Origin of the sequence: Serratia grimesii (assembly GCF_900186025.1) — a bacterium.
GTDB lineage: Bacteria > Pseudomonadota > Gammaproteobacteria > Enterobacterales > Enterobacteriaceae > Serratia > Serratia grimesii.
Window position 1 is genome coordinate 4,882,059 of sequence record NZ_LT883155.1, and the last position, 14,001, is coordinate 4,896,059.

Annotated in this window: 14 protein-coding genes; 8 read left to right on the forward strand and 6 right to left on the reverse strand. The window is 51.6% G+C overall.

The window, feature by feature from the left end; genetic code table 11:
- Positions 1-124: 124 nt before the first annotated feature.
- Positions 125-1,630 (reverse strand): CoA-acylating methylmalonate-semialdehyde dehydrogenase, encoded by a 1,506-nt coding sequence (locus SGBXF1_RS22795; RefSeq protein WP_037425063.1) that lies wholly within the window; start codon positions 1,628-1,630, stop codon positions 125-127.
- Between the two features lie 245 nt (positions 1,631-1,875).
- Here SGBXF1_RS22795 and SGBXF1_RS23935 point away from each other — a divergent pair, with 245 nt between their 5' ends.
- The 3 genes from SGBXF1_RS23935 to SGBXF1_RS22805 all read left to right on the forward strand — a co-directional run bounded on the left by SGBXF1_RS23935 (position 1,876) and on the right by SGBXF1_RS22805 (position 4,504).
- Positions 1,876-2,076: a hypothetical protein gene (locus SGBXF1_RS23935; RefSeq protein ID WP_130382313.1), complete on the forward strand. Its 201-nt coding sequence runs from the start codon at positions 1,876-1,878 to the stop codon at positions 2,074-2,076.
- A 117-nt stretch (positions 2,077-2,193) separates the two neighbouring features.
- Complete coding sequence (locus SGBXF1_RS22800) at positions 2,194-3,621, forward strand: sugar porter family MFS transporter (RefSeq protein WP_037425065.1); 1,428 nt, start codon at positions 2,194-2,196, stop codon at positions 3,619-3,621.
- A gap of 46 nt (positions 3,622-3,667) precedes the next feature.
- The gene (locus SGBXF1_RS22805) at positions 3,668-4,504 is read left to right on the forward strand and encodes a TIM barrel protein (RefSeq protein ID WP_186427581.1); all 837 of its coding nucleotides are present in this window, start codon (positions 3,668-3,670) and stop codon (positions 4,502-4,504) included.
- Between the two features lie 83 nt (positions 4,505-4,587).
- Here SGBXF1_RS22805 and fetB read toward each other — a convergent pair whose 3' ends face one another.
- The 5 genes from fetB to SGBXF1_RS22830 form a co-directional block, all read right to left on the reverse strand.
- Positions 4,588-5,361, reverse strand: coding sequence for an iron efflux ABC transporter permease subunit FetB (fetB, locus tag SGBXF1_RS22810; protein ID WP_037425072.1), 774 nt, complete (start codon positions 5,359-5,361; stop codon positions 4,588-4,590).
- The gene (fetA, locus tag SGBXF1_RS22815; protein WP_186427582.1) at positions 5,348-6,025 is read right to left on the reverse strand and encodes an iron efflux ABC transporter ATP-binding subunit FetA; all 678 of its coding nucleotides are present in this window, start codon (positions 6,023-6,025) and stop codon (positions 5,348-5,350) included. Before fetA ends, fetB begins: the two co-directional genes overlap by 14 nt.
- A gap of 183 nt (positions 6,026-6,208) precedes the next feature.
- On the reverse strand, positions 6,209-6,490 hold the full coding sequence (locus SGBXF1_RS22820; protein ID WP_186427583.1) for a FaeA/PapI family transcriptional regulator: 282 nt from the start codon (positions 6,488-6,490) through the stop codon (positions 6,209-6,211).
- 15 nt (positions 6,491-6,505) lie between these two features.
- A complete protein-coding gene (locus SGBXF1_RS22825) occupies positions 6,506-7,642 on the reverse strand; it encodes an FKBP-type peptidyl-prolyl cis-trans isomerase N-terminal domain-containing protein (protein ID WP_186427584.1) in 1,137 nt (378 codons plus the stop codon).
- A gap of 2 nt (positions 7,643-7,644) precedes the next feature.
- Positions 7,645-8,058, reverse strand: coding sequence for a hypothetical protein (locus SGBXF1_RS22830; RefSeq protein ID WP_186427585.1), 414 nt, complete (start codon positions 8,056-8,058; stop codon positions 7,645-7,647).
- Between the two features lie 763 nt (positions 8,059-8,821).
- Between SGBXF1_RS22830 and SGBXF1_RS22835 the strand changes: the two genes are divergently transcribed.
- From SGBXF1_RS22835 to SGBXF1_RS22855, 5 genes are all read left to right on the forward strand, one after another.
- Positions 8,822-9,352: a fimbrial protein gene (locus SGBXF1_RS22835; RefSeq protein ID WP_006317526.1), complete on the forward strand. Its 531-nt coding sequence runs from the start codon at positions 8,822-8,824 to the stop codon at positions 9,350-9,352.
- 86 nt (positions 9,353-9,438) lie between these two features.
- Positions 9,439-9,996, forward strand: a complete 558-nt coding sequence (locus tag SGBXF1_RS22840) for a fimbrial protein (RefSeq protein WP_061808537.1) — start codon at positions 9,439-9,441, stop codon at positions 9,994-9,996.
- 97 nt (positions 9,997-10,093) lie between these two features.
- Entirely contained in the window at positions 10,094-12,595 is a 2,502-nt protein-coding gene (locus SGBXF1_RS22845; protein ID WP_186427586.1) for a fimbria/pilus outer membrane usher protein, read from the forward strand.
- A gap of 19 nt (positions 12,596-12,614) precedes the next feature.
- Positions 12,615-13,370: a fimbrial biogenesis chaperone gene (locus tag SGBXF1_RS22850; RefSeq protein ID WP_082797649.1), complete on the forward strand. Its 756-nt coding sequence runs from the start codon at positions 12,615-12,617 to the stop codon at positions 13,368-13,370.
- Between the two features lie 11 nt (positions 13,371-13,381).
- Complete coding sequence (locus SGBXF1_RS22855; RefSeq protein WP_061808539.1) at positions 13,382-13,996, forward strand: fimbrial protein; 615 nt, start codon at positions 13,382-13,384, stop codon at positions 13,994-13,996.
- The last annotated feature ends 5 nt before the right edge of the window (positions 13,997-14,001 follow it).

Genomic DNA, 14,001 nt, shown 5'->3' on the forward strand with positions numbered 1-14,001 from the left:
TCAAACTGTAGCGTTGTTACCTGCACTCAGTTGCGTGGCCCCATCCGTGGGCCACGCAACTGAGTTGGCCGCTGAGCTACAACTCGAAATCCATAGGGTATTGGCATAGCTCAAGCGTAGAACCTTAACCCAACGTCGGCATACTGTATTCAGACACCGTCTGCTGCCCCGTTGGCCAGCGAGCAGTGGCCGTTTTCATGCGGGTATAGAAGCGCACGCCGTCAGTACCATGAACGTTCAACGCCCCAAACACCGAGCGCTTCCAGCCACCGAAGCTGTGAAATGCCATAGGAACCGGTACCGGCACGTTAACCCCGACCATACCAGCCTGTACTTCTTGCACAAACTGACGTGCATAGTGGCCGTTACTGGTAAAGATAGCGCTGCCATTGCCAAATTCATGGCTGTTTACCGTATCGATCGCCGTTTGGTAATCCGGTACGCGGACAATGCCCAGCACCGGTCCGAAGATCTCTTCGCGGTAGATACGCATGTTCGGTTTGACGTGGTCGAACAGGGTGCCACCAACATAGTAGCCATCCGGGTAGCCCGACACTTGATAATTGCGGCCATCGGCGACCAGCGTTGCGCCCTCTTCGACGCCCAGATCGATATAACCCAAAACCTTCTTCTGGTGCGCTGAGGAAACCAAAGGCCCCATTTCGTTTTCTTCACCGCCATGCTGAATCCCAGGGCCAACGCGCAATTGAGCGATCAAGGGTTTCAATCTGGCAATGAGTTTATCGGCCGTGTCATCACCGACGACCACGGCAACGGGCAACGCCATGCAACGCTCACCGGCAGAGCCAAATGCGCCGCCCATCAGGGCATTGACTGTCGCATCCAAGTCGGCATCCGGCATAATGATGGCCTGGTTTTTTGCGGCACCGAAGGCTTGTACCCGCTTGCCGTGGGCGCTGGCCGTCGTATAGATATGTTCTGCCACTGCCGACGAACCTACAAAGCTTACTGCCTGAATGTACGGGTCGGTGCACAGCTGCGCGGCGTCTTCGTTAGCGCAATGCACGACGTTGAACACGCCGTCCGGCAGGCCTGCCTCCTTCAGTAATTCCGCCATCCGTACCGATGCCGAAGGCACTAATGCCGGAGGCTTAAGGACGAAAGTATTGCCGCAGGCCAACGCAATAGGGAACATCCACATCGGTACCATTGCCGGGAAATTGAACGGGGTAATACCCGCCACCACACCCAACGGCTGCATCAACGAGAAACTGTCCACGCCGCTGCCAACATCCGCTGAATATTCGCCTTTAATCAAATGCGGAATACCACAGGCAAACTCAACCACTTCAATCCCACGGGTCAGCTCACCCAAGGCATCAGAATAGACCTTGCCGTGCTCACTGACGATCAACGCCGCCAGTTCGTCACGATGCTGTTCCAGCAGCGCCTTAAAATTGAACATGATGCGCGCACGGCGTAACGGTGTAGTGCGTGACCAATCGGCAAACGCCTGGTGGGCCACATCAATGGCCTGCTTTACCTCGGCGGCGGTGCTTTGCGTGACCCGACGTTCAACCTGCCCAGTAGCCGGGTTATGCACGTCGACGGTTTGATTGCTGCTGCTCAGGCACACCTGCCCGCCAATAAAGTTACCCACGGTTTTCATGTCTCGCCCTCTTTTAAGTCTGCTGTCGCCGGACAGTGTGCGCAGTACCGCACGCCGTAGCGTTTTCATCACACCGCTTACCGGGTTATACCCATAAGCAGGCTAAATCCTGACCTGATGAAGCAAACTCTATTTCATTGAAAAAAAAGTTTCAAATAAATTATTTTAGAAAATTTGTTTTTAGTGCGAGAGGTCGCAGTTTTGCCAGATCATTAGCAGGAGGATTACATTTCAGGAAAAAACCTGTGATTTCACCTATTCGTATTGCCGTGGTGATTAGCCCTGACTTTTATACAGAAATAGGCACTCTAGTCGGCAATACGCTGAAAACTGTTGCTCAAAGATGGCACTGCATCGCTTGTAGGGTGTTTGCGTTTTTTTTTGAACTGGATCTAAAAATCAATATTTCATTATTCACTAATTATGAAATAAATGTTCTTGTTTAGAGAAGAAGCATTCAAATATCACCGCCTTAATGACAGGCACGGTTCACACCCTTCCGCCTCCCTCTTCCCTACAACCTACTGCGCGGGTGGAAGCCAGGATAAAAATCGGAGCAACACATGTCATATCAGCGTAAGCATAATACCGGGTACATATTGCGAATTTGCGGCATTGCGGCACTTGGCGGCATTCTGTTCGGTTACGATACCGCCGTGATCTCCGGCGCAATCGAAGCGCTAAAAGCCTATTTTGATCTCAGCCCGGTCGAAACCGGCTGGGCGGTCTCTAACGTGGTCATCGGTTGTGTGGTCGGGGCTTTTGGCGCCGGGCCGCTGGCCGCGCGCTACGGCCGAAAAAAAGCCTTGATGCTGGCAGCAGTGCTGTTCACCATTTCGGCAATTGGTGCGGCTCTGGCTGCCACCTTCAGCTGGTTTGTGATTTACCGCATTATCGGTGGTTTGGCCGTCGGTATCGCCGCCACGGTTTCCCCAATGTACATGTCGGAAGTCTCTCCAAAAGACATGCGTGGTCGTGCGCTCAGCATGCAGCAATTTGCCATCGTGTTTGGCCAGATCGTAATTTTCTACGTTAACTTCAAAATCGCCAGCATCGCCAGTGAAGCCTGGTTGGTAGAAATGGGCTGGCGCTGGATGATCGGCTCAGAAGTCATCCCGTGTATTTTGTTCTTGATGTTGGTGTTTATCATTCCAGAATCGCCACGCTGGAGTGTCATGGTTGGTCGTGACGATCAGGCTTTGGCCATGTTGACCAAAATATCCAATGCCACCCATGCGCAAAAGTTGTTGTTGGAAATCAAAGATTCACTGCATCAAGACCAGAAGCAACACCAACAGAAGCTGAGCTACGGTGACGTACGGGTACGTTTCATTCTGTTTGTTGGCTGCATGATCGCCATGTTGCAGCAGGTCACCGGCGTTAACGTGATGATGTATTACGCACCGATGGTGCTAAAAACCGTCACCGAAAATGCCCAGGAAGCGCTATTCCAAACCATTTGGATCGGTGTACTGCAATTGGTTGGCTCTGTGATCGGCGCCATGCTGATGGATCGCATCGGTCGTATCCCACTGATGCGTTACGGCACTCTCGGCGCGATCGCCGGGTTGCTGATCACCTCTTACGCGCTCTACACCCAAGCCACCGGCTATTTCGCCTTGTTCGGTATGCTGTTCTTTATGGTGTTCTACGCGCTGTCATGGGGTGTGGGTGCATGGGTATTGGTATCAGAAATCTTCCCTAACCGTATGCGCGCGCAGGGCATGAGCATCGCCGTCGGTTGTATGTGGCTGGCCAACTTTGTCGTGTCACAGACCTTCCCGATGATCAACGACAATCCTTACCTATTCTCGAGCTTCCACGGCGCCTTCCCGATGTGGATCTTCGCCGCCTGCTGCCTGTTCAGCTACTGGTTTATTGGCCGCTATATTCCTGAAACTAAAGGTGTATCGCTGGAAAAAATGGAAGACGTGGTGATGGCAAAACGCTATCGCCAAGCACAACCCGAAACACAACGCACGCCGCTTTAAGTCGGTGAATCTTAGGTTTTCTCAACCTTCTCAGGAGTAATGCATCATGACCATTGCGCCAGACCGTTTTTGCATCAACCGCAAGATCGCGCCAAATCTCGATTTGGCACAATTTTTCAGCCTGGTGAAAAAGTGTGGGCTCAGTAAAGTAGAGCTGCGCAACGATATGCCGAGCGGCAAGGTGACCGATAACCTGAGCAACGATCAATTAAATGCGTTGGCAGCAGAATACGGTATCGACATTATCACGATTAATGCCCTCGGCATGTTCAACCTACTGGACGATCAGGTCACGTTGCTGAAAAACGCCGAGGCGCTGTTGTCACAAGCTCAGGCTATTCATAGCAAGGCATTGGTGCTGTGTCCGCATTGCAGTGCAGGCGATTCACGCAGCGAAGAGCAGAAAAAAACAGATACATTGGCAGCCCTGAAGCTACTGGCGCCACTGTTCACGAAATACGGCGTGCAGGGTTATGTAGAACCGCTGGGGTTCGGCATCAGTTCTCTGCGCTCATCGTTGCTGACACAGTCCCTCATTCGTGATTCCGGTGCACCGTACAAAATCGTGCTGGATACCTTCCACCATTATTTGAGCGATGTCGCACAGCCTGAGTTTGATGCGCAAATTCAGATCGACGGTATTGGTTTAGTGCACCTTTCCGGAGTGGAGGATCCACAAGCCAAAAACACGTTAAGCGACGAAGAACGTATCATGTTGAGTGACAAAGACAGACTGGAAAGCAAAAAACAGGTGCAGAATTTGGAACGCCTCGGCTACACCGGCATTTATGCCTTTGAGCCATTCTCTTCACAACTGGACAGCTGGTCAGAGGCGGATATTGAACGTGAAATCCGCCAAAGTATCGCCCTGCTGCAAGGGTAATGGTCGTAGCGTAGGGGTCGAGCATGCTCGACCCGATTTAACCGGGCGCAGCACGCTGCGCCCCTACCATTAAATCATAGGCTCTACTTCAACGAGCTAACCACCAATTGATGACGAGCATTGTAGAACTTACGATACGCCAGATAGCAGGCAATAATCGTCGACAAGCTAGCGGTAGAAAGCAGCATAAAGGTCACCATTATCTGGTACTTAATCGCTTTAACTGGATCAATACCGGCGAAGATTAAGCCGGACATCATCCCCGGCAGACTGACCAGCCCAACGGTTTTGGCCGAATCCACCGTAGGGATCAACGACGCGCGGATACTGTCACGGATCAACGCCGCCGAGGCAAACTTCGGTGAAGCTCCCAGACTGAGCATCTCCTGAATCTTTTGTTGATCGCTTTTAAAACGCTGCCCAAGGTTGTTGTAACACAGCCCGACGGCGACCATCGCGTTACCGGCAACCATGCCGGAAATTGGAATCACCTGCATGGGAGTGAACTCGATCGAACCGGTCAGCACTAACACCACCAGCGTTAATACTGCCCCAGTGGTGATGGCAATAAACGACGTCACAAACGCATGATCGATATATTTACTGCGTTTTTTCGCGTTGTAAGCGGCGTTAACGCAGATGAACAGCACCATCAGCACCGTAAGAATGGCGTTGTTCACATCAAAAATATATTTCAGTACATAGCCGACAATAATCAGCTGCACCACCGCCCGGCAAATGCTCCAGATAATGTCTTTTTCCAGCGCCAGTTTTTCTTTATGGCTGATTAAAATGGCAATAATCACCAATACCATCGACAGGGCTAAGGATTCATTGCTGATGTTATGCTGATTCATCGGTTTTCTCCTGTGCCCGAGCGCCGTGTGCACTTAAGGTAATCACATCATCCGCATGTTTGATTTCATCTTTATCGTGTGTCACCCATAGAACTGCGACACCCTGTTGCGCAACCAACTGATGAATAATTTCATTGACGTTACGTTTGTTATCTTCATCTAACGCGCTGGTAATTTCATCCAACAACAACACTTTGGGGGTAAACTGCAGATTACGGATCAAAGAAATACGCTGTTTCTCTCCGCCCGATAATTCGTTAACGCTTTTTTTCAGCATATTCTCCGGCAACCCGAAACGCTCCAGGTCAGACCGCATTTTTTGCTCATCCGGCTTTTGCTTACGAATCTGATAAGGCAAAGCAATATTGTCAAACACACTGTCGCCAAAAAGTGAAGGTGTTTGAAAACAGTAAGAGACCTGTTGGCGATATTCTTCCGGCGGTATATCGGTAATGGCCTTACCGGCAAAAATAATTTTTCCACGGGTCGGATCGATCAGAGAGGAGACGATTTTAAGCAGGGTGCTTTTTCCACAACCAGACGGCCCGGTAATCAGTTTAAATTCACCCTGATTCAGGCCGAAAGAGACGGAATCCAGAATAACCTGCTCGCCTATTTGATAATGAATATCATCCAATAACAGTAGTTCTTTGCTTTCCTTCATTATAAGCCCGTATCCCTCATATCAATATTTGTACTCAGGTGACCAGTATAGGGCTTGGAAAAACACACTGGCAATGGCTGGTCATTAGTCGTAACAAAGGAGTCGGGCTGAGGAGCTGGTAGCCCCACAGCCCTATATTAATCCGCTGTGAAAGGTAGTCAAAAACACAAGGCAGGAAAGGAATTACACTTTTTTTGGCGATACGCAAATATACCAGCGTAACGAGTTATTGATACTTCGGTGGGTACAGCTCACTTTACCCTCTTTTTCCAACGCCAATAATAATGTGCGCGTGGTGTAAATATTCTCACCGCATTTATCCGCCAGTTCCCTGGTTTTAGGCCAGTGTTCCGGCGCGGGCGGATGATGCCCTCCCGCCCCAGCGGCACGTTCCATACACAGTTTTCGTAACACGTTTAGCATATGTGACTTCCTGATTTCATATGTTATCGGCACCTTGGCCATCGCGTTCTCCTTGAGTTACTTTCGTCTACTCCTGTCCTGCGGTAGCGCGTCGGCCACGCGCAGGGTGTAAATCATGGTTGCTCCCGGTGGAATAGCGGGTGGACTCCCCTTATCGCCATACGCCAGCGCAGGTGGGACCACCAGCGTAATGGACCCGTGTTTATTCAATTTGCTAATAGCTGCGCGAAACAGCGGGGGATATTTTGCTAACGGTTGTGAGATCACTGTGCCGGCGACGTCCATATCCTTAATCACTTGTCCATCAGGCAGGCTCTCGCGCACGACAATATCGACATTGTCATCTGCGGCTATCTGACCACTGCCGGCATAATCCACACGGTAATAGAAACCGAGCTCATCCTTTTGCACCCCAGGTTGTTTGGCAAAATCGGCAAGGTACTCCTTGCCATCCTGTCCAATAGACTGTTGCCGTTTCTGCTGAACCTGTTGAAGCACCTCGTCTGCTGCCTGCAACGCGCTGTCAACGGCCGCATCGTCCAGTCGCGGCTTGCCTGTCAGTGTGTCCGCAATTCCCGCAAGCAAGCGTGAGCGATCGACATCGATACCCAGCAGACGGTTCTCTTCTTGCAGTTGTAAGATGTCGCGCCCGAGCGAAACGCCAGCGGCATAAGCCTGTTTATCCAGATCGCTGGCCAGCACCGGCAACTGTCGCAGGGCTGCCAACTGATGGTTAAGCCGCTGCAACTGCTGATCTTGCTCTGTGGCTACCCGTTGTTGCCGAGCCAGGGATGCCGCCATTGCTATCAGCTCCGGAGGGGGTGCGATGGCCCGACGAATCCCCTTCAGCGCCGTTACAAGTGGTTTGATATCCACAGCGGGTTCCTTGGTTACCGGCATGGGAGCAGAAGTCTGAGCCGCTAATTTCTGTTCAAGCAGGCGGATAGTGTCAGCCTGTTGCTGTAGGGTCTGATTCAGTGCGGCCAACCGAGCCCTCTCCCCCCCCATTGAAGTGGTAAGTTTGGGCTTGGCGATAGCCGGCTGCCGAGACGTCGGCGGGGCTTTTTCTACAACCGGTACCGCCTGCTGCTCGGCAAATTTCAACAACGCGGGAATACCGTCATCACCCGCAAACGCAGTCTGTCCCGTCAATAACAACAGCAAAGCAGCGGCTCCTTCCGCGCACTTTCTCATAGCTATAAGCTCTCCACCCGGCTGGACAGATCGGACATCAACTCATGTTCAACGTCAGCGCAGAATTTCTCAGTTTTATATTTATAAAGCGCGTCTATCGCCTTACGTGTGCTTTCATCAACATTGCTACGAATACCAGCATATCCAGAAGCGTTGGTCAGCAACCCGTTAAAATAAGCAATCCGTTTCTCATAGCTTTGCGGATTAATATTCTTAAGTGAATTAACCCGCTGCTGACAGAGCGCGATACGTTGCTCATCGGTTTTTTCCTTAGGATTGTTCTGTGAAACATTTTTCACAGCAACAGTACCAACACTGTTTTTCCCTGCACAACCTGACAACAGTAAGAAAGACATTATCAGCACAGATGTAGCGACTACAGATCGGCGCATTGAATCATTAATTATGGTAATCATTCCGTTTATCATCTCTTAATTATCACTTAGGTCATTATTATGTCGCGAAGCCCTGCTAGATCTGACTGTTTCTGATTAATCCTAACGAGTTAAATAACAAAAAATCGCAATGACTGGTGGATATTGGTAATAATCCTACCCACATTGACATTGTTATAATTTTGTTAATCACTGAAAAGAAATTATCGTCGCAACGATGAATAAAAGCCGCATTCCAAGCCAGTATTACTGACCTGCTTACCTTTCAAAACAAAGAGTTAACTTTTAACCTATGATTAACAGCCAGAATTCATCATCTGCTGCCTGATGGCGATATTATCAAAACAATATTGTTAATTGTAGTGTGAACACTAATTCTGGCGATCTAATATCTCGCATATTGCCATTTATATAGTCATTTATTCTGGATAATATTTGTATACGATCTATTGATTTTCAATCATATATATTTCTTTTTCCTTTTGGTTTTATATTCTGTATTTGACTTAAATTAATAAAAGCTATTCCCAATCACGCCTATTATTTGCAAGAATAATCCCAGCAAGACGCTATGGTGATATACCTATTTTTCTTTTAAGGATTTCGATTTTACGATTTCCAAAAACTTTCGTTATTCACTCATGAATAACGGATGGTGGCGTATTGCCCAGAGCAAAAGGATCTGGCTCCAACTACGGCGTCGGCGACATGACGTTGCCGCTGTTGTGGGGGATTTAGATGTGCTGTTCTTTTTATTTAAATACTCTCTACAGGAACTTGAGAAATGAAACTGAATAAATTAATGCTGGCAACCGTGATTGCTTTCGCTTCTGCATCTGTTGCTCATGCCGCATCTAACCAGGGTAGCGGTAAAGTTACTTTTACCGGTGAAATTATTGATGCGCCATGCAGCGTAGCACCGGAATCTGTTGACCAGACTGTACCAATGGGCCAAATCAGCAGCCGTCTGCTGGCTAAAGAAGGTAAATCCAGCTCCGAGCCATTCAGCATTGAACTGAAAGACTGCTCTATCGCGACCATGAAGAACGTCCAAGTGACCTTCACAGGTACCCCAGATCCAGATAACAGCAAACTGCTGGCTCTGAGCGGTACTGCAACCGGCGCTGGCATCATGATCTATGACAACCTGCACTCCAAAGATGTTGAGTTGGGTACAGCGACCGATGGTCAGGGCCTGACCGAAGGTAACAACTCCCTGAAATTCGCCGCCTATCTGCAAGGCAGCAGCGCTTCTGGCGCCGTGGTTCCAGGCGAGTTCACCAGCGTTGCAAACTTCACTCTGGCATACCTGTAATCCCGTCGGGGACGCCGTTTTGGTGTCCCCGTTTTACCTGCACGGATATTGGGTAACGGGACCAACGGCAACAGGGAGACGCCAGCATGACAAACCCAATTTGGGGCGTACTGCTTATCGCGCTCAGCGTTTGTAGCGCGGGGGCGGAGGCAGCGGCAAAAAATCAGGGCCACGGCACACTCAGTCTGGGCGGCGAAATCGTCGAAACCCCATGTGGAATTGCCAGTGAAAGCCTGGATCAGACCGTCGATTTCGGGCTGGTATCCATGACCGATGCCTCCTTGGATTCGCAGCCGGTACTGATTGGCAGCCGACGCAATTTTGAGATCAAGCTGGTGAACTGCGAACTGGCCAGCATTGTAAAACCCGACTTTATCTATCGCGCAGCCACAGTCACTTTCGACGGTACAGCAGACAGTCGGGATCCTGCGTTATTGGGTGTTTATGGTGAAGCACAGGGTGTAGCCATTGAGCTGCTGACTGCAGCCGGTACCCCGATCCCTTTAGGTAGCACCACAGCGGATTACCAAATTGTTGCTGGCGACAATACGCTGCGCTTTGGCGCCCAGCTACGCATTCACCCTGATAGGGCCCGAGCCGGCGGATTCAACTCACTGGCAAAATTTACCCTGTCTTATCTGTAACGCCTTGTTAGGCGGGTGCCGATTTTGGCACTGAATGACATCACGTATTACGTATTCAGGTCGTACAGGATGACCTGCTATTGGGCGCGGATTTGCCATGAGTGATTATTCTATGACGTCATTACTGACACGGAAAAAAATACCCCTCACCGTCATTCTATCTTTCCTCTGGGTGCATTCGGCTTTTTCCGCCACGGAATTTAATACCGACGTATTAGATATTGGCGATCGCAGCAAAGTGGATTTATCACGCTTTTCCGACGCCGATTACGTCATGCCCGGCGCCTATCTGCTGGATATTAAGATCAACCAGAAAACCCTGCCACAGCGCAGCATTCACTATTATCCGTCGTCGGATAAACAGGATCGCTCCCGTGTCTGCCTGCCACCCGATCTGGTGGAAAAAATGGCGCTTAAAGAAGAAGCCGCCAAGAAAATCACCCTGTGGCATAACAACAGCTGTGCCGATATCAGTGGCATCAAAGGGGCGACTATTTCCGACCGTATTGGCGGAGGCGTTCTGGCGATCACCATCCCACAGGCCTGGATGAAATATTCCGATCCGGATTGGACCCCACCGGAACAATGGGATGACGGCATCCCCGGATTGCTACTGGACTACAGCATCAGCGGCCAGGTCGGTAAACAGAGCCACAATAACAACACCGCAGAAAACCTCAGCAGTTACGGGACGGTAGGTGCCAACATGGGTGCCTGGCGTCTGCGCGCCGATTATCAGGCTAATTACAACCAGCAGGCCGGCGAGCGCGACAGTAATTTCGACTGGAATCAGATCTACGCCTATCGCGCGCTACCGATGCAGGCCGCCAAACTGACCCTTGGCGAAATTTTCCTCGACTCGGGCGTGTTCGATTCTTACCGTTTTACCGGCCTGAATCTGGCCAGCGACGAACGTATGCTGCCACCGAACTTGCAGGGTTATGCACCGGAAGTTCGCGGTATTGCCAAAAGCAACGCCAAAATCACCGTGTCGCAAGAAGGCCGCACGTTGTATGAAACCACCGTACCCGCCGGGCCGTTCGCCATTCAGGATCTCAACAGTTCGGTACGCGGCCGTTTAGATGTAAAAGTGGAAGAGCAGGACGGCAGCGTATCAACTTTCCAGGTAGATACCGCCACCATCCCTTATCTGACGCGCCCTGGCTATGTACGCTATAACGTCGCCGTAGGCAGACCCTCAGCTTACGATCATCGCATGCAGGGGTCGCTGTTCTCCGCCAGTGATTTCTCCTGGGGGCTGACCAGCGCCTGGTCACTGTATGGCGGGGCACTGCTTGGCGGTGATTACAACGCTTGGGCAATCGGCCTGGGCCGTGACCTAAATGTGTTTGGTGCCATGTCGTTGGATGTGACTCAATCCATCGCCCGCCTGCCCAATGAACCGACCGCCAGTGGTCTGTCGTTCAAGGTCAACTACGCCAAACGTTTCGATGAGTTGAACAGCCAGATTACCTTCGCCGGCTACCGCTTCTCACAGCGTAAATTCATGAACATGTCGCAGTATCTGCAAGAGCGCTACAGTGACTACGATGAACGCTACGACGGGCGCCAGAAAGAGCTGTACACCATTACCGCCAGCAAAACCTTTATGGCGGAAGACAGCGCCAAAGCGATCACCGCCTACCTGACCTATTCACACCAAACCTATTGGGATGCGAGAGCGCAGGACCGTTACGGATTGTCCGCCAGTAAATTGTTCAACGTCGGCAATATCAGCAACATCACTGCATCGCTGTCGGCTTACCGCACGACCTATCACGGCCGTACCGATGACAGTGTGATGGTGAATTTCAGTGTGCCTATTGGCGATCGCCGTCGGGTGGGTTACTCGCTGCAAACCAGCAATAGCGACGTTACTCAGATGGCGTCCTACAACGATTACACCGACCCGAACAATACCTGGCAGGTAAGCGGCGGCTTTAACCAATCCGGTAAATCACTGGCCCGTGGCTACTACAGCCATAACGCATCGTTTGGCTCACTTAACGCCAGCGCCTCTTACCAACAAGACAGCTACTCGTCGATTGGCGGTACTTTCCGCAGTGGCATTACCACTACCCGACATGGCGTTGCCGCGCATCAGAACTCCAGTAACGGCGGCAGCCGGATGATGCTGGATACCGACGGTATTGCCGGGGTGCCAATCAATAACGGCCGCGCCTACAGTAACCGCTTTGGCCTGGCGGTGATCTCCGACATCACCAGCTACTACAACACGGATACCCGCATCGACGTCAATACGCTGGCTGACGATGTAGAAGCCACCCGCGCAGTGGTGCAAGGCACGTTGACCGAAGGTGCCATCGGTTACCGCCACTTTGAAGTCGTTAAAGGCAGCAAACTGCTGGCCACCATCAAACTTGCCGACGGCAGCGAGCCGCCGTTTGGTGCCACGGTGCTGAGTGAACGCGGTCGCGAAGTGGCAGTAGTGAACGACGGCGGCTCGGTCTATCTGACCGGTGTACAGCCGCAAGAACAACTGGATGTCGCCTGGGAAGGTCAGCGCCAGTGCCGCATTGTCATACCGGGCGCCGCCAAGCCGCTGGACCAGCTGTTGCTGCCGTGCGCCAAACTGTAATCCGTAACACAGAGAATTGATGATTATGAATAACTCCCCGTTAGCAAAAATGGCCGCACTGGGCCTGGCATTGGCCGCTGTAGCACCTGTTGCCAATGCGGCGATATCACTGGATCGCACTCGTGCCGTCTATCTGAGTGATGCGAAGTCCATCAGCCTGAATATCGTCAACGAAAACAAGGAACTGCCTTTCCTGGCCCAGTCTTGGCTAGAGAACGAGCAGCACCAGAAAATCACTTCTCCTCTGGTGGTGTTGCCACCGTTGCAGCGGGTTGAGGCCAACGAACGGAGTGTGGTGCGCATCACCAAGACCCCTGAGGCTGACCGTCTGCCACAGGATCGCGAATCGGTGTTCTATTTCAATCTGCGTGAGATCCCACCGAAAAGCAGCAAAACCAATGTGATGCAGTTGGCCCTGCAAACCCAGATCAAACTGTTTTACCGGCCGAAGGCTATCGTCGCGCCAAAAGGTGAGGTGTGGCAGGAAAAGCTGGTGTTCCACAAAAGCGCTGGCGGCTTCACCGTTGAAAACCCTACGCCGTTTTATATCACTCTGACCGGTATGACCCGTCAGACGCAGAAACAGGGCGGCGGCGCACTCAGCGATTTCCAGCCCGTCATGCTGAAACCGAAATCCAGCGAAACGCTCAAGCTACGCGACAATGGCCTCAACAGTTTTGTCGTCACCTATATCAATGACTACGGCGGCCACCCGGAGCTGCGCTTTGCCTGTAACGGCAGCGTCTGCAACGCCGTGCCCGATGCAAAAAAATAAGGAGATTACGCATGGCTGAATTCACCGGCGGCCGTCTGCGGCCCCTGCTGCTCGGCGTATTGCTGTTCACAGGCAGTGCAACGGCGGCGACACCACTGGGCGTAATCCAAGGCACCACTGGCACCGTCAGCTTTCATGGTGGCCTACTCAGTTCCCCCTGCAGCTTGACGCCGGACAGCCAGGATCAGGCCATTGATTTGGGCGACGTCAACGCACGTGATTTCCAAAATGCCGGCGATCAAAGTACGCCGGTGCGTTTTCGCCTTTCGTTCCGCAACTGTCTGCTGGGGGCCAAAGCACTGGCGGATAACCCCGCCGGTCAGCGAAACGGCGATGCCGGACAGCTGTATTTAAAAGGTGAACAAGCGGCCACGCTGGTGTTTCTCGGCGACAGCGATATCAACAACCCGGACCTGCTGAAACTTAACGGCGGCGTGCAAGGTATTGGCCTTCGGTTGAAGGATCAGCAGGGACGTGCGCTGTCACTTAACCAACAGAGCCAGCCCTACATTCTACAACCCGGCAGCAATACGTTGTGGTTCAGCGCCAGCGTGGAGTCAACACAGCGGGCAGTGATGGCGGCCGGCTTTTCCGGCGTGGCACACATTCAGGTGATTTACCTGTGAGGTTC

Coding starts and splice junctions, on each gene's coding strand:
- SGBXF1_RS22795 (WP_037425063.1), bottom strand. CDS start 1,630: ATGAAAACCGTGGGTAACTTTATTGGCGGGCAGGTGTGCCTGAGCAGC.
- SGBXF1_RS22800 (WP_037425065.1), top strand. CDS start 2,194: ATGTCATATCAGCGTAAGCATAATACCGGGTACATATTGCGAATTTGC.
- SGBXF1_RS22805 (WP_186427581.1), top strand. CDS start 3,668: ATGACCATTGCGCCAGACCGTTTTTGCATCAACCGCAAGATCGCGCCA.
- fetB (WP_037425072.1), bottom strand. CDS start 5,361: ATGAATCAGCATAACATCAGCAATGAATCCTTAGCCCTGTCGATGGTA.
- fetA (WP_186427582.1), bottom strand. CDS start 6,025: ATGAAGGAAAGCAAAGAACTACTGTTATTGGATGATATTCATTATCAA.
- SGBXF1_RS22820 (WP_186427583.1), bottom strand. CDS start 6,490: ATGGCCAAGGTGCCGATAACATATGAAATCAGGAAGTCACATATGCTA.
- SGBXF1_RS22825 (WP_186427584.1), bottom strand. CDS start 7,642: ATGAGAAAGTGCGCGGAAGGAGCCGCTGCTTTGCTGTTGTTATTGACG.
- SGBXF1_RS22830 (WP_186427585.1), bottom strand. CDS start 8,058: ATGATTACCATAATTAATGATTCAATGCGCCGATCTGTAGTCGCTACA.
- SGBXF1_RS22835 (WP_006317526.1), top strand. CDS start 8,822: ATGAAACTGAATAAATTAATGCTGGCAACCGTGATTGCTTTCGCTTCT.
- SGBXF1_RS22840 (WP_061808537.1), top strand. CDS start 9,439: ATGACAAACCCAATTTGGGGCGTACTGCTTATCGCGCTCAGCGTTTGT.
- SGBXF1_RS22845 (WP_186427586.1), top strand. CDS start 10,094: ATGAGTGATTATTCTATGACGTCATTACTGACACGGAAAAAAATACCC.
- SGBXF1_RS22850 (WP_082797649.1), top strand. CDS start 12,615: ATGATTATGAATAACTCCCCGTTAGCAAAAATGGCCGCACTGGGCCTG.
- SGBXF1_RS22855 (WP_061808539.1), top strand. CDS start 13,382: ATGGCTGAATTCACCGGCGGCCGTCTGCGGCCCCTGCTGCTCGGCGTA.